Annotated in this window: 19 protein-coding genes; 9 read left to right on the plus strand and 10 right to left on the minus strand. The window is 66.3% G+C overall.

The features are described from left to right. The coding region (locus QRN67_RS27220) for an FAD-binding oxidoreductase (protein ID WP_285414404.1) at nucleotides 1-390 on the minus strand (390 nt) is incomplete at its 3' end. Continuing rightward, nucleotides 387-869, minus strand: a complete 483-nt coding sequence (locus tag QRN67_RS27225; RefSeq protein ID WP_285414405.1) for a DUF2069 domain-containing protein — start codon at nucleotides 867-869, stop codon at nucleotides 387-389. The genes QRN67_RS27220 and QRN67_RS27225, both read right to left, overlap by 4 nt. Between QRN67_RS27225 and QRN67_RS27230 the strand changes: the two genes are divergently transcribed. Both QRN67_RS27230 and QRN67_RS27235 read left to right on the plus strand, forming a co-directional pair. Then, entirely contained in the window at nucleotides 868-2079 is a 1212-nt protein-coding gene (locus tag QRN67_RS27230) for a YihY family inner membrane protein (protein ID WP_285414406.1), read from the plus strand. The genes QRN67_RS27225 and QRN67_RS27230 overlap by 2 nt on opposite strands. 232 nt (nucleotides 2080-2311) lie before the next feature. Beyond that, complete coding sequence (locus QRN67_RS27235; RefSeq protein ID WP_285414407.1) at nucleotides 2312-7885, plus strand: DUF3320 domain-containing protein; 5574 nt, start codon at nucleotides 2312-2314, stop codon at nucleotides 7883-7885. Between the two features lie 93 nt (nucleotides 7886-7978). On the opposite strand, the gene QRN67_RS27240 is transcribed toward QRN67_RS27235, so the two are convergent. Then, nucleotides 7979-8317 carry an Mpo1-like protein gene (locus QRN67_RS27240; protein ID WP_285414408.1) on the minus strand — a complete coding sequence of 113 codons (339 nt, stop codon included), beginning with the start codon at nucleotides 8315-8317 and terminating at the stop codon, nucleotides 7979-7981. Nucleotides 8318-8430: 113 nt separating this feature from the next. Here QRN67_RS27240 and QRN67_RS27245 point away from each other — a divergent pair, with 113 nt between their 5' ends. Beyond that, nucleotides 8431-8814, plus strand: a complete 384-nt coding sequence (locus tag QRN67_RS27245) for a thioredoxin family protein (protein WP_285414409.1) — start codon at nucleotides 8431-8433, stop codon at nucleotides 8812-8814. A gap of 14 nt (nucleotides 8815-8828) precedes the next feature. After that, nucleotides 8829-9491 (plus strand): NAD-dependent epimerase/dehydratase family protein, encoded by a 663-nt coding sequence (locus QRN67_RS27250; RefSeq protein ID WP_081270261.1) that lies wholly within the window; start codon nucleotides 8829-8831, stop codon nucleotides 9489-9491. A gap of 6 nt (nucleotides 9492-9497) precedes the next feature. On the opposite strand, the gene QRN67_RS27255 is transcribed toward QRN67_RS27250, so the two are convergent. Next, nucleotides 9498-10448, minus strand: coding sequence for a LysR family transcriptional regulator (locus QRN67_RS27255; RefSeq protein ID WP_285414410.1), 951 nt, complete (start codon nucleotides 10446-10448; stop codon nucleotides 9498-9500). Between the two features lie 116 nt (nucleotides 10449-10564). Here QRN67_RS27255 and QRN67_RS27260 point away from each other — a divergent pair, with 116 nt between their 5' ends. From QRN67_RS27260 to QRN67_RS27270, 3 genes are all read left to right on the plus strand, one after another. After that, nucleotides 10565-11995, plus strand: coding sequence for a M20 family metallopeptidase (locus tag QRN67_RS27260; RefSeq protein ID WP_285414411.1), 1431 nt, complete (start codon nucleotides 10565-10567; stop codon nucleotides 11993-11995). A gap of 8 nt (nucleotides 11996-12003) precedes the next feature. Next, nucleotides 12004-12993: a Bug family tripartite tricarboxylate transporter substrate binding protein gene (locus QRN67_RS27265; RefSeq protein ID WP_285414412.1), complete on the plus strand. Its 990-nt coding sequence runs from the start codon at nucleotides 12004-12006 to the stop codon at nucleotides 12991-12993. A gap of 136 nt (nucleotides 12994-13129) precedes the next feature. Continuing rightward, a complete protein-coding gene (locus tag QRN67_RS27270; RefSeq protein WP_285414413.1) occupies nucleotides 13130-14161 on the plus strand; it encodes a Bug family tripartite tricarboxylate transporter substrate binding protein in 1032 nt (343 codons plus the stop codon). 18 nt (nucleotides 14162-14179) lie between these two features. Here the strand turns inward: QRN67_RS27270 and QRN67_RS27275 are convergent, their stop codons facing one another. Beyond that, nucleotides 14180-14998 (minus strand): alpha/beta fold hydrolase, encoded by an 819-nt coding sequence (locus tag QRN67_RS27275; protein WP_285414414.1) that lies wholly within the window; start codon nucleotides 14996-14998, stop codon nucleotides 14180-14182. A 1-nt stretch (nucleotide 14999) separates the two neighbouring features. After that, a complete protein-coding gene (locus QRN67_RS27280; RefSeq protein WP_081270266.1) occupies nucleotides 15000-16310 on the minus strand; it encodes an O-acetylhomoserine aminocarboxypropyltransferase in 1311 nt (436 codons plus the stop codon). A gap of 174 nt (nucleotides 16311-16484) precedes the next feature. Between QRN67_RS27280 and QRN67_RS27285 the strand changes: the two genes are divergently transcribed. Continuing rightward, complete coding sequence (locus QRN67_RS27285) at nucleotides 16485-16937, plus strand: CBS domain-containing protein (protein WP_081270267.1); 453 nt, start codon at nucleotides 16485-16487, stop codon at nucleotides 16935-16937. Nucleotides 16938-16964: 27 nt separating this feature from the next. Here QRN67_RS27285 and QRN67_RS27290 read toward each other — a convergent pair whose 3' ends face one another. Both QRN67_RS27290 and QRN67_RS27295 read right to left on the minus strand, forming a co-directional pair. After that, entirely contained in the window at nucleotides 16965-17942 is a 978-nt protein-coding gene (locus tag QRN67_RS27290; RefSeq protein ID WP_285414415.1) for a Bug family tripartite tricarboxylate transporter substrate binding protein, read from the minus strand. An 8-nt stretch (nucleotides 17943-17950) separates the two neighbouring features. Further along, on the minus strand, nucleotides 17951-19042 hold the full coding sequence (locus QRN67_RS27295; protein ID WP_285414416.1) for an adenosine deaminase family protein: 1092 nt from the start codon (nucleotides 19040-19042) through the stop codon (nucleotides 17951-17953). An 88-nt stretch (nucleotides 19043-19130) separates the two neighbouring features. On the opposite strand from QRN67_RS27295, the gene QRN67_RS27300 reads away from it, so the two are divergent. Further along, nucleotides 19131-20084: a LysR family transcriptional regulator gene (locus QRN67_RS27300; RefSeq protein WP_285414417.1), complete on the plus strand. Its 954-nt coding sequence runs from the start codon at nucleotides 19131-19133 to the stop codon at nucleotides 20082-20084. A 5-nt stretch (nucleotides 20085-20089) separates the two neighbouring features. Here the strand turns inward: QRN67_RS27300 and QRN67_RS27305 are convergent, their stop codons facing one another. Further along, nucleotides 20090-20719, minus strand: a complete 630-nt coding sequence (locus tag QRN67_RS27305) for an N-acetyltransferase (RefSeq protein WP_285414418.1) — start codon at nucleotides 20717-20719, stop codon at nucleotides 20090-20092. Then, nucleotides 20716-21609, minus strand: a complete 894-nt coding sequence (locus QRN67_RS27310; RefSeq protein ID WP_285414419.1) for a universal stress protein — start codon at nucleotides 21607-21609, stop codon at nucleotides 20716-20718. Before QRN67_RS27310 ends, QRN67_RS27305 begins: the two co-directional genes overlap by 4 nt. Nucleotides 21610-21615: the final 6 nt, after the last annotated feature.

The following is a 21615-nucleotide window of genomic DNA, read 5'->3' on the forward strand; positions in this document are numbered from 1 at the left end:
CAGGAAGCCGGCCTTCTCGGCCGTTTCCTGCAGGGTCTGCAGGATGCAGCCGGCCCCCACCGTCATGGTGAGGTTGGCGGCGTCGATGGTGCGGATGGCGTTCAGGCGCTGCAGGCTCAGCACCACCTGGGTGCCGCTGTCGTCGGGGATGGAGCCGACCGCCAGGCCGGTGTTGCCGCCCTGCGGCACGATGGCCGTGCCGGCGGCGGCACAGGCCTTGACCACGTCGGCCACCTGCTGGGCGTTGGCCGGGCGCACCACGGCCAGCGACTTGCCGCGCGCGCGCTTGCGCCAGTCCTGTTCGTAGGCGGTGAGGTCGCCCTCGTTGAGCACGTGCTGGGCGCCGACGAGGGCGCGCAATTGGTCGATCAGGTCGGAAGAAGAAGTCATTGGGTGGAAGCCTCCAGTGGGCGCGAGGTGGCGGCAAGGGCCTTGGCGTGGCGCAGGCGCAGCCGCACGTGCCATGCGCAGGCCGCGAAGAGCACGAGGCACAGCAGCACCTCGACCAGCGCGAGCACCTGGCCCACGCCGTTGGTGTCGCTCCATGCGCGCACCACGCCCTCGGTGAAATAGAGCCAGATCATCAGGCTGACCCAGCGGTAGGTGTACATGCGGTTCTTCCACAGGCCCGCGAGCGGAATGACCAGCGGCAGCACCTTCAGCGCCAGCAGCGAGCCGCCCGGGCGCAACGGCGCCAGCCACAGCTCCCAGGCCAGGCCCAGCACGATGAGGCCGACGAGGCTGCCCACGGCGGCCCAGCGGGTCGCGCGAACGGAGGAGGGCGGGAGCGGGTGGTCGGACACGTTGGGCGGCGAAGAAGGGAGGGCGCCCGGCGACAGGCCGGTGGCAACGAAAAGAGCGGATGGCATGATATCCGCCATGAATCGTCGGCAGCTTTGGAGGGATCTTTCGCGTTTTCCGTGGCGCAACACCGCGGCGGTACTGGGCGAGCGTTTCCGCGAAGACAAGCTCGGCCTCACGGCCAGCAGCCTGACCTTCACCACCACCATCGCGATGGTGCCGTTCTTCACGGTGGCGCTGGCGCTGTTCACCGTGTTCCCCATGTTCGCCAAGATGCAGGGCCGCCTGCAGCGCTGGCTGATCGAGAGCCTGATCCCGGACAACATCGCGCGGCAGGTGCTCGGCTACCTGAACCAGTTCGCGAGCAAGGCCAGCGGGCTGGGCATCGCGGGCCTGATCGTGCTGCTGATCACCGCCATTGCGCTGATCCTCACCATCGACAAGACGCTCAACAACATCTGGCGCGTGCGCTCGCCGCGGCCGCTGGCGCAGCGGGTGCTTATCTACTGGGCCACCATCACGCTGGGGCCGCTGATCCTGGCGGTGAGCCTGTCGACCACGTCCTATGTGTTCTCGGCCTCGCGCGACGTGGTGGGCGGCACCATGGTCAAGCTGGCCTTCGACAGCCTCGAGTTCATGCTGCTCGCGGCCGGCATGGCCTCGCTCTACCACTACGTGCCCAACACCAACGTGCGCTGGTCGCATGCGTGGGCCGGCGGCATCTTCGTGGCGGCGGCCATCGAGATCGCCAAGCGCGTGCTGGGCTACTACCTGAGCCTGGTGCCGACCTATTCGGTGCTGTACGGCGCCTTCGCCACCTTCCCGATCCTGCTGGTGTGGATCTACGTGGCCTGGGTGATCGTGCTGCTGGGCGCGGTCATCGCGGCCTATCTGCCGAGCCTGCTGACGGGCGTCGCGCGGCGCGGCGGCACCGCCGGCTGGCCGCTGCAGCTGGCCATGGAATCGCTGCAGCACCTGGCCCGCGCGCGCGCCACGCCGGCCAAGGGCATGGGCGCGGCCGAGCTGGTGACGCGCATGCGGGTCGATTCGCTGCAGCTCGCGCCGGTGCTCGAGACGCTGGTGGCGCTCGACTGGATCGCACCGCTGGCGGAAGAGCCCGCCAACGAAGATCCGCGCTACGTGCTTCTGGCCGACCCCTCGACCCCCATCGAGCCGCTGCTGAAGGAACTGCTGATGCCCCGGGCCGAGCCGCTCGAAGACCTCTGGCAGAAGGGCCCGCTGCGCTCGTTAAGGCTGGGCGACGTGCTGTTGGTTTGAGAGAAAGCCCGCTAGACCGGTGGGCGGGAGTTGCCGCCTGCCTGCACGCCAGATTGATGCGTGGCTCGCTCTACGGGCATAGCCTTATTCGCACCTACGCACAATGTGTTACTTTACATAACCGATTGAGACGGTTGTCGATCATTGTGACGACTGAACCCGTCTCCATGCTTGGGTTACTTCGCCGCGCGTGCTGTCGATAAAGCACCGTCGGTCCAGTCGAAAGTGACGGATGTCTGAATCTGAATCCTCTGTTTTTCAAAGCAATCTGCCTCTGGAGATCAAACTGGAGCGCGCTCGGATGGAATTGCTAGACCTTTCTGCACGAAATCGTCTTTTGCATATTCCACGTTTTTCAAAAAGCGCCAAGACCATTGACGTTATCGACGAGAAATCTTCGGAGGTTTTTCGTCTTTTGGTACGAGAGAACAAGGCGTTCACTTTCGTTGCCGGACGACCGGATCGAACTGGTAACGATGCAGCGGATGACACGGAAGATGAGGAAGAAATTTCCACGGTTGAGCTTGCTCAACCCGAGGAAGTCGAGGGAGAAGCAGATGCGCGAGGCGTGTTCCTGCGACACACCGACACCAAGCTTCAAACACGGATGACGCCTAAGGGGCTACAAAAGCGCCTTTTGGATCTCTATCACGATGCACGCACGCTCGAGGAAGAGCAGGGCGTGAATATCCTCTTCTTGGCACTCGGTACTTTGAATTGGGTGGATCCGAACAAGAAGGAAAACATTCGCAATGCTCCTCTGATTCTGATTCCAGTCAGTCTGGAGCGCGGAACCGCAGGCGAAAAGTTTCGGCTTCGGCTGCGACCGGAGGACCAGACCTCGAACCTGTCGCTAGAAGCCTACTTGGACCGAGTGCACGCGCTCAAGCTCCCCACCTTCGATGGAGGGGATGAGTTCGAGCCGTCGGCATACCTTGATGCCGTCGCGGAAGCCATATCGACTAAGCCCGATTGGGGTGTATCCCCAGACAACATCGTCCTGGGGTTCTTCTCGTTCGCCAAATTTCTGATGTACAGAGATCTGGATCCTGAAAACTGGCCCGCAGTGGGAAAGCTGACGGACCAACCGATGATTCGCTCGCTCTTGTCCGACGGCTTTGAAGGTGGAGAGCCACTCATGCCGGAAGACCTACCGCTCGACGCTCATATTGAGCCCGACGAGATGCTTCACATCGTCGACTGCGATAGCTCGCAGACCCTGGCCGTTCACGACGTGCGCCGCGGACGCGATCTGGTCATACAGGGACCACCAGGCACGGGAAAGTCGCAAACCATCGCCAACGTCATCGCGTCGGCCGTCGCAGACGGCAAGACCGTCCTCTTCGTCGCAGAAAAAATGGCTGCGCTCGATGTTGTGAAGAGACGCCTGGATCAGGCGGGCGTAGGCGACACCTGCCTTGAGCTCCACAGTAACAAGGCGAACAAGCGGATCCTGCTCGATGAACTGCGGCGAACCTGGGAACTGGGCTCTCCAAGGGGAGAGTTCCCATCCGCATTGACCGCAAAACTCAAGAACGCGCGAGACCTTCTCAACAGTCATGCTTCCCGCATGCATGCGCCTCACATGCCTTCGGAATTGACTGCGTATAACGTCATCGGACATTTGACCCGCCTTCGACAGGAGGGCCAAAGCCCTGTAGATGTCTCTCTGGACGGTGCAACCTCGTGGTCACCTGATGACTTTGCAGCTCGCAGTCGCCTAGTTCACGAACTTACGCAGCGCATTGATGAAATTGGTCTGCCCGCCAGCCACCCGTGGAACGGCGTGGGACTGGATATGGTGCTGCCGACGACTGTTGAAAGATTGATCCCAAGGCTGGAAGGTCTTAGTGCGGGCATCGAGCGTGTGCGTAATGAGGTGGTCGACCTCGCTGAGGCTCTGGAGTTGGGCTCTCTACCTGACACGTTTGCGGATGTCCGCAGAGTTCGCGAGTTTGCGGAGATTGTTGAGTCTGCGCCTGCTTTTTCCAAGCTTGCGTTGATCTCGCCGATATGGGACCAAGGCCTGACTCAGGTCCGAGAGCTTGTCGATCACGGACTGATGTTTGAACGGGTATCGAGTGAGCTATCGCCCTTACTCTCTGCACAGGCGCTTAGTACGTCAATCGACGGCCTGGAGGCCGGATTGGCTTGGCTCCCGGTCAACATCTCATCCGATGTGTTCAACATCGCGCGACAGCTGGCGGAAATCCTTCCGCTGTTGCAGGCCGATGCCGAGCGTTTGCGGATCGAGTTGGGCTCGGTTGGCGCGATCGATACGTTCGCCGCAATGGCAAAGATGGCCGCTACCGGCGAACGTGTTGCTGCTGCGCCTGATGCCAGTCCCGATGCCTTCGCCGCAACCGTCTGGGATCATGGCGTCGAGCAGGCCGGTGACTTGGCCGATGCCGTGGCCGCACTAGAGGAAGCACGTGGCAGGATTGGAAATCGCCTGTTGGACGCGGCTTGGAACATCGACGTAAGGGCCGCACGGCAGTCCCTGGCGACAAATACGGGTTGGCTCAGGCATTTCAACAGCGATTGGCGCAAGGCGAGAGCGCTCGTGCGTTCGATCATCAGCGATCAGAATGAACAGATATCGGAAGTTATAAAGCTCCTCGATATTCTCATGCGAGGGCAAGCGTCAGCAGCCAAAGTCCGTGACGGCGACAACTTTGGTCGCTCGGCATTCGGTGCGGACTGGCGGGGTGAACGGTCTGCGAGTGCTCCATTGTTGGCGCTAGTTGCGTGGATGCGCACGCTGAGAGGCTTGGGGGCCGAGCCGCGACTGATCGCTGGAAAATTGGCCCAGCGCACTGAAGTTGGTGACCGGGCCCTCCAGTTGAGAAGACTCCTTGACCGTACTCAGCCGCTCCTTACCAAGCTGTGGTCCGATCTCGCGACCGTCGCATCAGATGCCATGAACGGTGCTGCCTCTGTGGAGCGCGCTCCACTGGAGCTGATCGAACTCCGTGTCAGGGGAATGGTCTGGGCAGATGACCTTTCAGGTCAAGTGTTGAAGACGGTGCCGGAAAGGCTGAATGAGCGCTTGGATCTGATTCGACGCCTAGCGGCATGGCAAGAACTGGCCAAGACAATAGGTACCGATGATGCAACTGGCCGCCATGCGTTCGACGTCGCCTGGGCCGGGCTTGCCTCCGACTTCAGGCTCCTTTCCTCTGGATTCGTTTGGATCAAACAGAATAGCGCTCACAGGCACCTTGCAGCGAGGCTCCCGCTTCGCCAGGAGATTGCTGAGCGCGCGCGAGGTGTAGAGCGTGCATCCGAAGCGGCATCGTCCGAACTTGGGGAACTGCTTACTGAGTTACGAACGGACGCCGCCGCGATCTTCGGTACGTCTTCCACAGCAGTGGTATCTATAGGCGCTGCAGGCGGCAAGCTGGCGGCTTGGCTTGCGAATCCTGAACAACTGTCGAAGTGGGTCACCTACCGGGAGCGCGCGAACAAGGCCCGGGCAGCGGGGTTGACTCAAATCGTTGATCGCCTTGTTGATGGACGGCTGAAAACCGAAGCGGCGCGCTCGACGTTCGAGATTGCGTACTACGAAGCGATGCTGGCTGAGTTGGTTCAACTTGATGTCGAACTCGGGCGGTTTGACGGAAATCTTCATGCCCAGCAGGTTCAGGAGTTTGCAAGTCTTGATCTGCAGCGCATCAAAGCAGCAAGCATCGAGGTCGTGAGGATCCACCATCGGAGGATCCCGCCCCGCGACGGCGGCGTCGGCCCCGTCGGCGTTCTCCGCGCTGAGATGGCGCGGCGTAGGGGACACATGCCGATCCGGCAACTCATGCAGAAGGCCGGGCCCGCCATACAGGCTCTGAAACCGGTGCTCATGATGAGTCCTTTGTCTGTGGCGCAATTCTTGACGCCTGGACGCCTGACCTTCGATCTTTTGGTGATGGATGAGGCAAGTCAGATCCAGCCTGTCGACGCGCTCGGCGCAATCGCGCGTTGCAAGCAAGTCGTCGTGGTCGGGGATGAAAGACAGCTTCCACCAACGAAATTCTTCTCCAAGATGACTGGTTCGCAGGGTGGCGAGGAAGACGATGACGGCACCCCGGTGGCGGACATCGAAAGCATCTTGGGATTGTTTGTCGCGCGAGGTTTGCCGCAGCGCATGTTGCGCTGGCACTATCGCAGTCGGCATCAATCCTTGATCGCGATCTCGAACAGTCAGTTCTACGAGAACAAGCTCTTCATTGTGCCGAGCCCGTATACCCAAGAAGCGGGGATGGGACTGCGCTTTCATCACGTTCCAGAGGGCATCTTCGACTCAGGTGGTACCGGGACTAATGCCACTGAGGCTCGGGTGGTGGCAGAAGCCGTTATTCGGCATGCCAAGACTAGTGCGGAGCAATCGCTGGGTGTGGCTACTTTCTCCGTATCTCAGCGCCGCGCAATTCAGGACGAACTGGAATTGCTGCGCCGATTGAATCCGGATACGGAAGACTTCTTTCACGCACATCCAAGCGAACCTTTTTTCGTCAAGAACCTGGAAAACGTGCAGGGAGACGAACGCGACGTCATCATCATTTCAGTCGGCTATGCCAGAAATGCGCAGGGGTATATGGCCATGCGCTTTGGCCCACTAGGAGCAGATGGTGGCGAGCGTCGTTTGAATGTGCTTATCAGCCGTGCAAAGCGACGGTGTGAAGTGTTCGCCTCAATGACGGATGAAGACATCGACCTTAGTCGGGCGAAGGGCAAGGGTGTCTTCGCATTCAAGCTGTTCCTCCACTACGCACGTACAGGCCGACTTTCGGTTGCGCAGACGAGTGGTAGGGAAATGGATAGCGTTTTCGAAGAGCAAGTAGCCCGCGCACTCCAAGCGAAAGGCTATCAAGTTCACCCGCAGGTTGGGATTGCTGGATTCTTCATCGACTTGGCGATCGCAGACTCGCAGCGCCCTGGGCGATACTTGATTGGCATTGAATGCGATGGTGCTTCATATCACTCGGGCCGATCCGCAAGAGATCGAGACCGACTGCGTCAAGCTGTGCTCGAAGACCATGGATGGATTATTCATCGCATCTGGAGTACGGACTGGTTCCAACGCCCAAGTGAACAATTGGAACGAACGGTCGCGGCGATCGAAGCTGCGAAGACGGAACTGGATGCAAGACTTGAGAGCGGCCAGCTGAATCAGCGTGCGGTTCCTGTGGCGATCGTCACCGTGGACCGAGGCGATGTCTCCGAGATCGGGTTATCAGACACCGAAGACGGCAATCCCTCCGATCACCTTTACGTTGAGGCCAGTCCCTTGAGATCGGGGCAATACGAGCTTCACGAGACTCCTGTTGGAATGATGGCTGATCTGGTTGAGCAGGTGGTCCGTGTTGAGGGGCCGGTTCACATCGACGAAGTGATCGCACGACTTCGCACGGCATGGGGGCTTTTGCGTGCCGGTGCGCGGATTGAGGCTGCAGTCGAACAGGGAGCGGGTCTGGCTTTGAGCAGAGGGCGAATTACCCGCGATGGTGCATTTCTTTCCAGCCCGGGACATGACCCATTTCCTCGCAACCGTAGTGCTACGTTGTCACCGGGCCTTCGAAGGCTGGAGATGATTTCTCCGCGTGAGCTTGCGGTTGGTGCTGTTCATATCGTTACAACGAATTTCGGAGCGACCGAAGACGAGATCGTTGTTGCTGTTTCTCGTATGCTTGGTTTTAAGGCTACCAGTACGCAGCTTCGTAAGCTGATTTCCTCGACGATCAAAGACCTGCTGGACAGTTCGACTTTGCGGATGGAGGACAAAATGATCGTTGCCGCGACGTTGCGCACTTAGAGCTCTGCTTCGAGCGTTACTTGCTCAAAGCAGTAGTAAGGAGCGATGGCAGGGGACCCCGCTCCGCTGGTGGGCAAGGTCTAACCAAGCTGCCTAGATCTTCACCCGCCCCAGCCAGATGTCGCGGTACATCGCCCAGTCGCCCATGAACGAATAGAGCGGCCGCTTGAACGAGGCCGGCTTGTTCTTCTCGAAGCCGAAGTGCCCGATCCATGCGAAGCCGTAGCCCGCCACCAGCCCGGCCAGCAGCCACAGCGGGTTGAGCGTGACCACCAGCGCCACCAGGCACAGCAGCGAAATCGTCGAGCCAGCGAAGTGCAGCCGGCGGCAGGTGAGGTTGGCGTGCTCGGTCAGGTAGAAGGGATAGAACTGCGCGAAGCTCTTGAATTGGCGCGGATCGACGGCAGATCCCGTGGCAGTCGTGGTGTTCATCGTGCGAGTCTCCTGTGCCCCCGGAACCCGTTGGCGGAGGGCTTTGTCCATAATAGCCACGACCTTGCGACCGCACCATCCGGTCTTCCGATCACACCTTTGACGCATCAGCCTTGAGCGCACTTCCAAGCACCCCAGAATCCGCCGAGCCCGCCAGCGATGCGCCGTGGGTCGTGTGCCTGTGCGCCGAATGGTGCGGCACCTGCCGCGACTACCGGCCGCTGCTGCAGCAGGTGGCGAGCGCACACCCGGAGTTCCGCTTCGCCTGGGTCGACATCGAAGACCACGCCGACATCGCCGATGCATTCGACGTCGAGACCTTCCCGACCCTGCTGGTGGCCGGTGCGGATGGCACGCGCTTCCTCGGCCCGCTGCTGCCGCATGCGGAGACGCTCTCGCGCATGCTCTCGGCGCTGCAGCCGCCCAAGCCTTCGAGCCTGGATGTCGACCTGCTGCTCGCGGTGCTGAACAGGAAGCCTGCCGTCTTCACGGTCTGACCGGAACCCTGCCCATGAAAATCCTGATCTTCGGCGCCACCGGCATGGTGGGGCAGGGCGTGCTGCGCGAGTGCCTGCTCGCGCCCGACGTCGAAAGCGTGGTGGCCGTGGGCCGCAGCGCCACCGGCCAGCAGCATCCGAAGCTGCGCGACCTGGTGCACAAGGACATGTACGACTACGGCGCCATCGAGCCGCAGCTCCAGGGCTTCGACGCCTGCTTCTTCTGCCTGGGCGTGTCTTCGGTCGGCATGAAGGAGCCGGAGTACAAGCGCATCACCTACGACCTGACGCTGGCCGCCGCCACCGTGCTCGCCAGGCTGAATCCCGGCATGACCTTCACCTACGTGACCGGCGCGGGCACCGACAGCAGCGAGCGCGGCACCAGCATGTGGGCCCGCGTGAAGGGCGCGACCGAAAACGCCTTGCTGCGCCTGCCGTTCAAGGCGGCCTACATGTTCCGCCCCGGCATGATCCAGCCGATGCACGGCGTGCGCTCGAAGACGCCGCTCTACGACGCCGCCATCCGCGTGCTCGGCCCGTTGCTCGGCCTGGCCTACCGGCTCTGGCCGAACCGGGTGACGACCACCGAGAAGGTCGGCCGCGCGATGCTGGCCGTGGCGCGCAACGGCGCGCCCAAGGTCGTGCTCGACCCGGCCGACATCAACGCGCTGGGCTGAGCCTGCTCAGGCAGCAGCGGCGGCGCCCGCGCGTGCCCGCCCGAGCTTGCGCCGGCCCGCGCTGGCGATCGCAGCCACCAGGTGCCCGACGAATTCCTGCGCCAGCGGCGGCAAGGTGCGGCCTTCGAGCGCCAGCACCTGCAACTGCCGCTGCTGGAGCGGCGCTTCGGCGAACGGCCGCGCCACCACGGTGCCCGCGTCGATCAGGTGCATCACCGTGAGGTGGCCCGACAGCATCACGTCGGGCGTGCGCAGCAGCGGCAGCAGCACCGACGAGAAATTGCTCACGAAGATCGCCTGGTAGCGCAGGCCCTGCAGGCTGCAGGCCTGGTCGAACAGTTGGCGCGCGGTAACGCCCTTGTCGCCCACCGCCAACGGGTAGCGCACCGCGTCGGCCACCGACACCACGCGCTGGCGCGCCAGCGGATGGTCGGGCCGCAGCACGGCGTATACCGGCGCGGTGGCTGTGTGCGCTATTGCCAGGCCGGGTTCCGGCGCCACCACGTACTTGAGGCCGATGTCGGTCTCGCCGCGCGCCAGCAGCGCGCTCACGCCGTCGGGCGAGCCCACGTGCAGCTCGAGCTGGCAACCAGGGTGCGCCTGCTCGAAGCTGCGCATCACCAGCGGCATGAAATGCCCCGCGAAGCCCTCGGTGCAAGCCATGCGGATTCGCCGCGCCCCCTGGCCGCCGAGGTCGCGCACCTGCTCGACCACCTGTTCGATGTCGAGCTGCGCATTGCGCAGGTGCGCCGCCAGCCGCTCGCCCGCCGCCGTGAGCGCCATGCCGCGCGCATGCCGCTCGAACAGCGGCGTGCCCAGGCTGTCCTCGAGCTTGGCGATCTGCCGGCTCACCGCCGACGACGCGACGTAGAGCCGCGCCGCCGCCTGGTTGACCGAGCCGCTGCGCGCCACTTCGAGGAAGTGCCGCATCGGGATGCTGAGAAGCGGAAGGGTCATGTGCGCCGGACGGGTGTTGCCTTGAAGGCAATGGTAGCTTGCCAAAACGATGCTGGAAGCATCGGCCTTCAGGCCTTGTACTTGCTCCACCCCATGCAAGGACAAGGAAACACTTCATGCAACGCACCGACAGCCTGGCCGCTGCCACGGCCTATTTCGACGGCGGCGGCTTCTTCGCCGACCTCCAGCGCCGCGTCGCCTTTCGCACCGAAAGCGACACCGGCGCCGCCACGCCCGCGCTCGAGGCCTACCTGCGCGAAGAGATGATTCCGCCCCTCTCGGCGCTCGGCTTCGCCTGCGAGGTCATCGCCAACCCGGTGCCCGGCGGCGGGCCCTTTCTCATCGCGCGCCGCATCGAGGACCCGTCGCTGCCCGCGGTCATGACCTACGGCCACGGCGACGTGGTCAGCGGGCAGGACGCGAGTTGGGAAGAGGGCCTCGCGCCGTGGGCGCTCACGGTGCGCGGCGAGCGCTGGTACGGCCGCGGCACGGCCGACAACAAGGGCCAGCACAGCATCAACCTGGGCGGCCTCGCCGCTGCGCTGCAGGCGCGCGGCGGGCGCCTGGGCTACAACGTGACCTGGCTCGTCGAGATGGGCGAGGAGGCCGCTTCGCCCGGCCTGCACGCGGTGTGCGCGCAGGAGCGCGACAAGCTGCGCGCCGACCTCTTCATTGCCAGCGACGGCCCGCGCGTGAGCGCCCTGCGGCCCACGCTGTTCCTGGGTTCGCGCGGCGCGGTCAACTTCAGCCTGCGGCTGCGCGCCCGGCCGCGCGGCTACCACTCGGGCAACTGGGGCGGCGTGCTGGTCAACCCGGGCACGGTGCTCAGCCATGCGGTGGCTTCGCTGGTGGATGCGCGCGGCCGCATCCTGGTCGAGGCCCTGCGCCCACCGCCTGTCTCGCAGGCGGTGCGCGACGCGCTCGCCGACATCGCCATCGGCGGCGGCACGGACGATCCCGCCGTCGACGAAGGCTGGGGCGAGCCCGGCCTGAGCCCGGCCGAGCGGCTGGTGGCCTGGAACACCATCGAGGTGCTGGCGCTCGGCGCCGGCTCCGCCGTGCGGCCGGTCAATGCGATTCCCTCGGAGGCCGTGGCGCATTGCCAGTTGCGCTTCGTGGTCGGCACGCCCTGGCAGGACCTGCGGCAGATCGTGCGCGCGCACCTCGATGCGCATGGCTTCGAGCAGGTCGAGGTGGCGATCACGCTGACCGGCGCGGCCACGCGGCTCGACGTGGAAAACCCGTGGGTCGGCTGGGCCCGGCAGTCCATCGAGCGCAGCAGCGGGCATCGCCTGGACCTGCTGCCCAACCTCGCGGGCTCGCTGCCCAACGATGTGTTCGCCGACCTGCTGGGCCTGCCGACGCTGTGGGTGCCGCATTCGTACCCCGCCTGCGCGCAGCACGCACCCAACGAGCACCTGCTCGCGCCGCTGGCGCGCGAAGGCCTGCAGATCATGGCCGGCCTGTACTGGGACCTGGGCGAGCCGGGGCTCGCGCCGTGGGCCGCCGGGCGGCTGCCGGCATCCGTTTCTTCTTCCTCCTCCTGACTCGCACCATGAACCTCGCCATTTCACGCCGCCGCTTCGGGCTGCTGCTTTCCGCTTCCGCCGTGCTGGGCCCCCATGCGCCCGCGTTCGCCCAGGACGCCTGGCCCGAGCGCCCCATCAAGCTCGTCGTGCCCTTTCCGCCGGGCGGCGGCACCGACCTCGTGGCGCGCGCGATGGGGCAGACCCTGTCGGAGCGCCTCGGGCAGCCCATCGTCGTCGACAACCGGCCCGGTGCCTCCACCATCATCGGCACCGACGCCGTCGCCAAGGCCGCGCCCGACGGCTACACGCTGCTGCTCTCGGGCTCGACCAGCTACAGCGTGAACCCGGCGCTGCGCGCAAAGCTGCCGTACGACCCGGTGCGCGACCTGGCGCCCGTCGCCATCGTGGCGCGCACGCCGCTGGTGCTGGTGGTGGGCAAGGGCACGCCGTGGCATTCGGTGCCGGAGCTCATCGCGGCCGCCAAGGCCAGGCCGAAGAGCATCCGCTATGCCACCTTCGGCTCGGGCTCGGGCCCGCACCTGGCGGGCGAGCTGTTCGCGCTGGCGGCCGGCATCCAGCTGCAGGACATTCCGTACAAGGGCAGCAGCCAGAGTTCGATGGCCGTGATCGGCGGCGAAATAGAAGTGGGCATCGACACCGTGGCGGCGGTGGCACCGCATGTGCGCTCGGGCAAGCTGCGTGCGCTGGGCATCGTGGGGGCCACGCGCTCTAGCATGCTGCCCGAGGTGCGCACGCTCGCCGAGCAGGGCCTGCCCGATGCCACCTTCGACGCCTGGTACGGCTTTGCCGCGCCGGCGCGCACCCCGGCGCCGGTGATCGACAAGCTGGCCCGCGCGGTCACGGCCACCATGGCCAATGCCTCGCTGCAGGGGCAGCTGCGCGCGCAGGGCATGGAGCCGGTGGCCATCGGCTCGGCCGCCTTCCGCGCGCAGATGGAGGGCGAGATTTCGCGCTACCGCGCGCTGGCGCACCGCGCGGGCATCGCCGCCGAGTAGATGCCGGGCAGGTAGGACAGGTGCGCGAACTCGGCCCCGTGGGCTGCACGGATGGATGGCATGGGGCAAACTGGAAATCTGTTCGTTGCCCGTGCGGCAACCGGCCGGGCCGCTCGCCCGGCCCGGCGCGGATTCCATGACCCAGCTTTCGTCCCGCATTCTCGGCGTTCTTCTTCATGCCCTGCTCGTCCTCCGGCGCTGGGGGCAGGGCGTTCTGCTGTGCCTGGCCGCGGTGTCGGGCGCCCATGCGCAGACGGCTGCGAAGGGCGACTGGCCGCAAAGGCCGATCCGCATGGTGGTGCCGTTCACGGCCGGCGGCGGGAGCGACGTCGTGGCCCGTGTCCTCGCGCGGCCGCTGTCCCAGCAACTGGGCCAGCCGGTGTTCATCGACAACAGGCCGGGCGCGGCCACCGTCATCGGCACCCAGTACGTCGTGCGTTCGGTGCCTGACGGCCACACGCTGCTGCTGTCGGGATCGACCAGCTTCAGCATCAACCCGGCGCTGCGCAAGAAGCTGCCTTACGACCCGGCGCGCGACCTGGCGCCCATTGCCATCGTCGCGCGCAGTTCGCTCGCGCTCGTGGGGGGCAAGGACACGCCCTGGCATTCGCTGCCCGAGCTGATCGCGGCGGCCAGGGCGCACCCGGGGCGCATTCGCTACGGCACCTTCGGCCCGGGGTCGGGCCCTCACCTGGCGGGCGAGATGCTTGCCGCCGCAGCGGGCATCCGGCTGCAGGCCGTGCCCTACCGCAACACGGGCCAGCTTGCCGTGGCCCTGAGCGCCGGCGAAGTGGACCTGGGCATCGAGGTGGCGGGCGCGGTGGCGCCGCTCGTGAATGCGGGCCGGCTGCGTGCGCTGGCCGTGTTCGGCGCCGGACGCTCCGGTACGTTGCCCGGGGTGCGCACCCTGGCGGAGCAGGGCTTGCCCGATGCCACGTTCGAAGCCTGGTTCGGGCTGGCTGCCCCGGCGCGCACGCCGGCGCCGGTGCTCGACGCGCTTTCCCGGGCGGTCACGCGGGCCATGGACGACGCGGCCCTGCAGGCGAACCTGCGCGCACAGGGCATGGACCCCGTGACGGTCGGCCCGGAGGCCTTCCGCAAGGAGGCCGAGAGCGAGATCTCGCGCTACCGCGTGCAGGCCGACCGCGCGGGCATCTCGCTGGACTGAGCCGCCAGCGCGGCGGCTTCAGGCGGCAGGCGCCGCGTTCAGGAAGTCGCGCAACGCGAACAGCACCGCGTCCGGCGCCTCGCTCATCAGCGCGTGGCCGGCGTGCACCGTCACCACCTTGCCGCTGCGGGCCTTGCCCACCAGCGCCATGGTGGCACGCGGCGGCGTCATCTGGTCTGCGTCGCCGAGCAGGAACAGCACCGGGCACTGCACCTTTTCCATGGCCGCTTCGCCGTTGGCGTAGTCGTTGCAGGCCTTGAAGCCGATGTGGAACACGTTGGCGTCGCGGTTGCTCGCGAGCACGCGGCGCATCAGCGCGCGCGAGCTGCCGTAGAGCCAGGTTCCAGGCCCGAGCGAGGAGGGCGGCGGCGCCAGCAGCGCATGCGAGAAGGTGTTGACCATGGCGATGGCGCGCTGCGGGTCGTTGAGCGCGCCGTCGAGCAGCGCGGGCGACACCGTCATCGGATAGGCCGTGCCCACCATCGCCAGGTGCGACACGCGCCCGGGCGCGCGCGCAGCGGTCTCCAGCGCAATGAGCGAGCCGAAGCTGTGGCCGACCAGCGCGGCTTTCTCCACGCCCGCCGCGTCGAGCAGCGCGATGACGAACTGCGCCGCCTCTTCCACGCTGGCGGGCGGCGGGCCTTCGCTCTTGCAATGGCCGGGCAGGTCGACCGCCAGCACGTTCCAGCCGTGGTTGGTGAACCAGCGGGTCTGCAGGATCCACACGCTGTGGTCGTTCAGCACGCCGTGGATGAACACGGCCGTGGGCCTGGCCGGGTCGAGCGGCTTGCCGCCGGTGTAGCAGTAGGTGCCGTGGCCGTTGACGATGTAGTTCATGTCAGGCACCCGCCTTTTCCGCCGCCTTCAGCGCGCGCTTGAGGTCGTCGATCAGGTCGGCAGCGTCTTCCAGGCCGATCGACAGGCGGATCGTGCCTTGCGATATGCCCGCGCCGGCCAGCGCCTCGTCGGTCATGCGGAAGTGGGTGGTGCTGGCCGGGTGGATCACCAGGCTGCGGCAGTCGCCCACGTTGGCCAGGTGGCTGAACAGCTTGAGCGCTTCGATGAAGGCCTTGCCCTGCGCCCGGCTGCCCTTGATGTCGAAGCTGAACACCGCGCCGGCGCCGCGCGCGCCGTGGCGCAGCAGCTTCTGCGCGAGCGCGTGGCTCGGGTGCGACTCGATCAGCGGGTGTCCCACGCGCGACACGAACGGGTGCGCGGCCAGGAATTCGACCACCTTCTGCGTGTTGTCGATGTGGCGCTCCATGCGCAGCGGCAGGGTCTCGATGCCCTGCAGGATGAGCCAGGCCGTGTGCGGGCTCATCGACGCGCCGAAGTCGCGCAGGCCTTCGCGGCGGGCGCGCAGCAGGAAGGCGCCGACGGTGCTTTCCTCGCTGAACACCATGTTGTGGAAGCCGTCGTAGGCCTGCGTGAGCTCGGCGAACTTGCCCGACTTCTCCCAGTCGAAGCTGCCGCCGTCGACCACCACCCCGCCGATCACGGTGCCGTGGCCTGACAGGAACTTGGTGGCCGAGTGGTAGACCAGGTCGGCGCCCCAGTCGAAGGGCTTGATGAGGTAGGGCGAGGTGAGCGTGGAGTCGACCAGCAGCGGCACGCCGGCTTCGTGGGCGATGTCGCTCACCGCGGGAATGTCGAGCACGTCGAGCCCGGGGTTGCCCACGGTTTCGCCGAAGAACAGCTTTGTCTCGGGCCGCACGGCGTTGCGCCAGCCGTCCAGGTCGCCGGGCTTGACGAAGGTGGTCTCGATGCCGAAGCGGCGCATCGTGTAGTGCAGCAGGTTCTGCGAGCCGCCGTACAGCGCCGTGCTGGCCACGATGTGCGAGCCCGCGCCCATCAGCGTGGCCACCGACAGGTGCAGCGCGGCCTGGCCGCTGGCGGTGGCGATGGCGCCGATGCCGCCTTCGAGCGCCGACACGCGCTGCTCCAGCACCGCGTTGGTCGGGTTGCTGATGCGCGAATAGACGTGGCCGGCGCGCTCCAGGTTGAACAGCGCGGCGGCGTGGTCGCTCGACTCGAAGACGAAGGAGGTGGTGAGGTGGATCGGCACGGCCCGCGCGCCGGTGGCGGGGTCGGGCGAGGCGCCGGCGTGCAGCGCGAGGGTGTCGAAACCGGGGTCGGAATAACCGGGCATGAAGGCCTTTCTGTGTCTGAGCGTTGTCTCCTGGCAATGCCCCGTTACGTCTGCAATTCATGCGTCCGCGACAAGGGCGCTCAGGTCGGCGTCGATTGTGGGCTATATTCAAAAACGGCAGGCCCGCCCAGTACACCAGAGATAGCCGAGATTGAGTCCCGAGAGGAGCACACGATGAAAGTCAGCGACATCCTTCGCGTCAAGGGCAACACGCTCTTCACCATCACGCCAGACGACCCGCTGGCAGACGCCGCCAACACCATGGCGGAAAAGGACATCGGTTCGCTGGTGGTCATGGAGCACGGCGACCTGGTCGGCATGCTCACCTTCCGGGAAGTGATCGTCGCCATCGTCAACAACGGCGGCCAGGTCGGCACCACGCTGGTCCGCAAGGCCATGGACGACGCCCCCGTCACCTGCACCCTGGAAACCGACCTCGACGAAATCCGCCGCATCATGCTGGAGCGCCACGCGCGCTACATGCCCGTCATGGACAAGCGCATGCTGATGGGCGTGATCAGCTTCTACGACGTGGCCAAGGCCGTGGTGGACAGCCAGAACTTCGAGAACAAGATGCTCAAGGCCTACATCCGCGACTGGCCCGCGGAAGACGAAAAGACCGGCTGAGCGCTGCCTCCGCGTTGGAGGCGAGCCCTACTCTTTGATGTTGGCGTTCTGCACGATCTTCTGGTTGCGTGCGTATTCCGCCTGCACGAACTTGCCGAACGACTCCGGCGTGCCGCTGCCCGGCAGCGCGCCTTGCTCCATCAGCTTGGAGCGCACGCCTTCTTCCTGCAGCACCGCATTGAGTTCCTGGTTGATCTGCGCGACCACCGCCGGAGGCGTTTTCGCGGGCGCGAAGATGCCGGTCCAGCTCACCATGTCGAAGCCCTTGAGGCCGGGCATCTCGTCGAAGGTGGGCACGTTCGGCAGCGTGGGCAGCCGCTTGGTGCTGGTGATGCCGAGGGCCTTCAGGCGCTTGCCGTTCACGTGCGGTATGGCGCTGGTGCTCACCAGCATGGCCAGGTCGACCTGGTCGCCGATCACGTCGGTGGCAATCTGCGCGCCGCCGCGGTAGGGCACGTGGGTGACGAAGATGCCGCTGCGTTCCTTCAGCAGTTCCATGGCCAGTTGCAGCACCGTGCCCACGCCCGAGGTCGCGTAGTTGTACTTGCCGGGCTTTGCCTTCGCGAGCTTCACGAAGTCGGAAAAAGTCTGGGCCTCCAGGCCGGGCCGCGCCACCAGCACCATCGGCGCGGTGTTGAGCAGGCCGACCGGCGCCAGGTCTTTCAGCGGATCGAAGCGGAAGGCGGTCGGGTTCACCAGCTTGCCGATGGCGATGGCGCTGTCGGGGCCGACCACCAGCGTGTAGCCGTCGGGCGTGGCGTTCACCGCCTTGGCCACGCCGATGGCGCCGCCCGCGCCGCTCACGTTCTCGATGACGACCGACTGCTTGAGCCGCTCGCCGAGGCGCTGCGCGACGAGGCGCGCATTCACGTCCACGCTGCCGCCGGCGGTGTAGGGAACGATCAGCGTGATGGGCTTGGCCGTGGGCCAGGCCTGCGCGAGCGCCGCGGTGGGCAGGGCGGCGAAAAGCGCGGCGGTGAGAAGCAGGCGGCGGGGAGTGTTCATGGCGTGGGTCATTCGAGGATGGTGGGGGCGGGTTCGGTGTCGAGGCGGGCGCGCAGCGTGTCGAACGCGTCGCTCCATTGCGTGCGCCATTCGCGGCGCTGCGTGTCGTCGATCCACGCGCCGTCCAGGCCGTTGTGCATGAAGCCGCGTAGGTCGTCCAGGCCGAAGCCGAAGTCGCGCACCATCATCAGCCATGCCTGCGTGGGCGTGACCTTGTGCAGCGTCGGGTCGTCGGTGTTGGGGTGGATGCGCAGGCCCAGGCCCGGCATCCTGCGGATCGGATGGTCCAGCGCCCAGCGCTCCGGCGGCAGCGTGCGCAGGTAGTACGAATTGGTGGGCACCACGGTGAAGATCACGCCGCGCTCTGCGCACTGGCGCGCGTAGTCGGGCTGGTCGACCACCGTGTAGCCGTGGTCGATGCGGTCGACCTGCAGCACGTCGAGCGCGGTGCGCACGTTGGTCCAGGGCATGCCGAACTCGCCCGCGTGCGCGGTGGTCTTCAGGCCGGCTTTCTTCGCGTCGGCATAGGCCTGGGTGAACAGCTCGGGCGGCCGGTCGTTCTCGCGGTAGTCGATGCCGATGCCGATCACCTCGTCGCAGCGGTGCGCCTTGACCCACTCCACCATTTCCACCGCGGCCTGCGGGCTGGCTTCGCGGTCGATGGCGGCGATGAGCCGGCCGGTGATGCCGAAATCCTGCTGCGCGTCGTGGATGGCGCGCACGATGGCCGCCTGCGCCATCGGATAGGCAATGCCCGATTCATGCACCGTGCCGGTGGGGTTCCAGAAGAACTCCGCATAGCGCACGTTGTGCGAGGCCGCGTCCTGCAGGTATTCGAGCGTGAGCTGGTACAGGTCGCCGGGGCCGCGCACCAGCTGGGCGTCGAGCGCGCGCAGCACGCGCAGCACGCCGACCGGCTTTTCGCCGCGCGTGTAGAAGCCCTCGATCTCGTCGGTCGCCAGCGGCGCGCCGGCGCGCAGGTTGAGCTGCTTGAAGGTCTCGTGGCGCACCGTGCCGAACAGGTGGCAGTGCAGCTCGGCCTTGGGCATGGCCCGCAGCATCGATTCCAGCGTGAAGGGAGCAGGGGTGGGGCTGGTCATGCTGACCAGTCTAGTAATTGCCTCCTCATAAGGAAAATTTTGAATTTCTATAATTTGATTCACTGAATCAATAACCGAGGATGCGTCCATGGCCGCCTTGCCCCTGCGTGCGCTCACGCTGCGCCAGCTGCAGTTCTTCTCGGTGCTGGTGGAAGAAGGCCAGTTCGGCCGCGCTGCCAGGCGGCTTTCCATCACGCAGCCGGCCCTGAGCAACGCCATCAAGCAGATGGAAAAACTGCTGGGCGCCGAGCTGCTGACCCGTTCCACCCACCGGCTGGAACTCACGCCCGTGGGTGCCGAGGTGCTGGCGCGCACCGATTTCCTGGTCAACACCTTCGACGTGGCGCTGCGCGACATCGAAAGCACGGTGCAGCGCGGCCGGGCCTTCGTGCGCGTGGGCGTCATTCCCTCGGCCAGTGCGCGCGTGGCGGCCGCGGCCAGCGAGTTTCTGGGCAGCGGCCAGCGCGAGGTGGAGCTGGCCTGGCGCGACGCGCCGTCGAACACGCTGCTGGCCGAGCTGCGCAGCGGGCAGATCGACATGGCGGTGGCCGCCATCACCGAGCCACCGGGCGGGCTGACCTGCATCGACCTGTTCCGCGACCCGCTGGTGCTGGTGGTGCGGCGCGACCATGCGCTGGCGGCCGCCGGCGACGCGAACTGGGAGGCCATCGGCAAGGAGCGGCTGGTGCTGTTCGAAAGCGGCAGCATGCCCGCGCTGGGCAACCCGGCGCGCGCGCAGTTCGCGCAGGGCGCGGAGCCCTACCGCGTGAGCTATTCGGAAACGCTCTATGCGCTGGTGCGCAGCGGGCAGGCGCTGGGGCTGATGCCGCGCCTGTACACCTCTTCGCTGCGCGACCCCGAACTGGCCGTGGTGCCGCTGCTGAAGCCGCGCGTCGAACGCCGCGTGGTGCTGGCCTACCTGCCGGGGCCGATGCGCAATGTGGTGGCGCAGGAGCTGATCGCGTTCCTGCGCGACAGGCTTCCGCAGGCCGGCGAGGCCACGGTGCGGCGCGTGAGCAAGGCGCCGCGCGCGCGGCGCTGAGCGCTTCAGGCCATCTGCGTCTCGCGCCGGAAGCGCTCCAGCGTCCAGCCCTGGCCGAGCAGGAACATGCGCGTGTGCAGCTCGGCCAGCGTGGCGCGCCCGACCTCTCTGCCAAGGTAGCTCAGCTGCTTGTTGCGCAGGTCGGCAAAGCCCGCCTCGCAGTGGCGCGACAGGCTCTGCCAGAGCGCATGCGCGCCCGGCGACTGCCGCGCGCCGCTCATGAGGCAGATGCCCCGGCCCAGCGCCCAGCGGTACACGGCGGAGGCCAGCCCGCGCCGCTGGTAGGCCGGGTCGTACTGCGAATGCGGCGCGCGGACGTGGCGGTCGGCCCTGCGGTTGAGCTCGATCAGCCGGTTGAACACGGTGTAGCCGACGAGTCTGTCGCGGCGCGTGTCCTCGATGTAGACGTACAGCTCGCCGTCGGCCTCGCGATAGCGTGCGCGCAGGCCGGGGTCGCCGAGCGCGAACTGCGGCATGTCGTGCAGGCGGGCGCCCATCGTGCGCATGCGTTCGTGCACTGGCACCAGCGTGTCAGCTGGCCTGGCCTTGCGCGGATCGACATCGATGCGCAGCTCGGCCGGCCTGAAGCGCCACCAGACCGGCTGCATCGGAGGGAATGCCAGCGCGAGCGTCATGCCGCACCCCTCTGCGCCAGCGCCGCGGCGTGCTGACCCTGCCGTGCGGCAAGCGCGCAGTGCGGCACCACCAGCACGTCGCCCGTGGACCAGCGCAGCACGCGGAGCGCCACGCTGCCAAAAAGAAAGTCCATCAGCGCGCAGCGCCTGCGCTTGCCGACCACCAGCAGGTCGGCCTTCGAGTACTGCTGCTGCACGGCCGCCTGCCGCGCCGGATCGCCGCGCCCTATCGACGACACCACGCGGTTGCGGCGCGCGATCGACGCATCGGACAGCCACAGCATTCGTTCGCGCGCATGGCGGGCGCACGCGTGGCGGTAGGCGTCGATCACGTGCGACGACACGTCGGCGTAGCGCAGCTTGCCTTCGTGCATGGGCGTGAAGGCGTGGAACAGCTCGATGTCGGCCTGGCCGTCGAAGGCGCAGGCCAGGTCGACCAGGGGGCGCGACTCTTCCATGAGATCGACGGCGACGAGGATTCGGCCATAGCCGCCGGCGCGCGCATCGAGCCGCGCCACCAGCACCGGCCGCTGCGCCGCCCGCACCAGCTGTTCGGCCGGCTGGCCGTGGAAGAAGGCCGCGAGCGAGCGGTCGGGCTCGTCGCCGATCACCACGAGGTCGCACCACTGCGCCTCGTGCGCGGCGCCGTCGAGGCGCCCGCGCGTGTCGTCGATCTTCTTGACGAGGATGCCGAAGCGCTCGGCCACCTCCAGGCATAAGGCGCCCAGGCCGCTGGCCGCATCGGCATCCGCAGGTCCGGCGAAGGCGGCGGGCGCGTACATGATCTTCAGCAGCGCGCCGTGCGCCGCCGCGATGTTGGCTGCACGCACGACAGTGCGCAGGCCGTGCGCCGACAGGTCGGTCACCGCCAGGATCGATTGGATGTTCATCGTCAG

The organism is Variovorax sp. efr-133-TYG-130 (assembly GCF_030208835.1).
Classification (GTDB): Bacteria; Pseudomonadota; Gammaproteobacteria; order Burkholderiales; family Burkholderiaceae_C; genus Variovorax.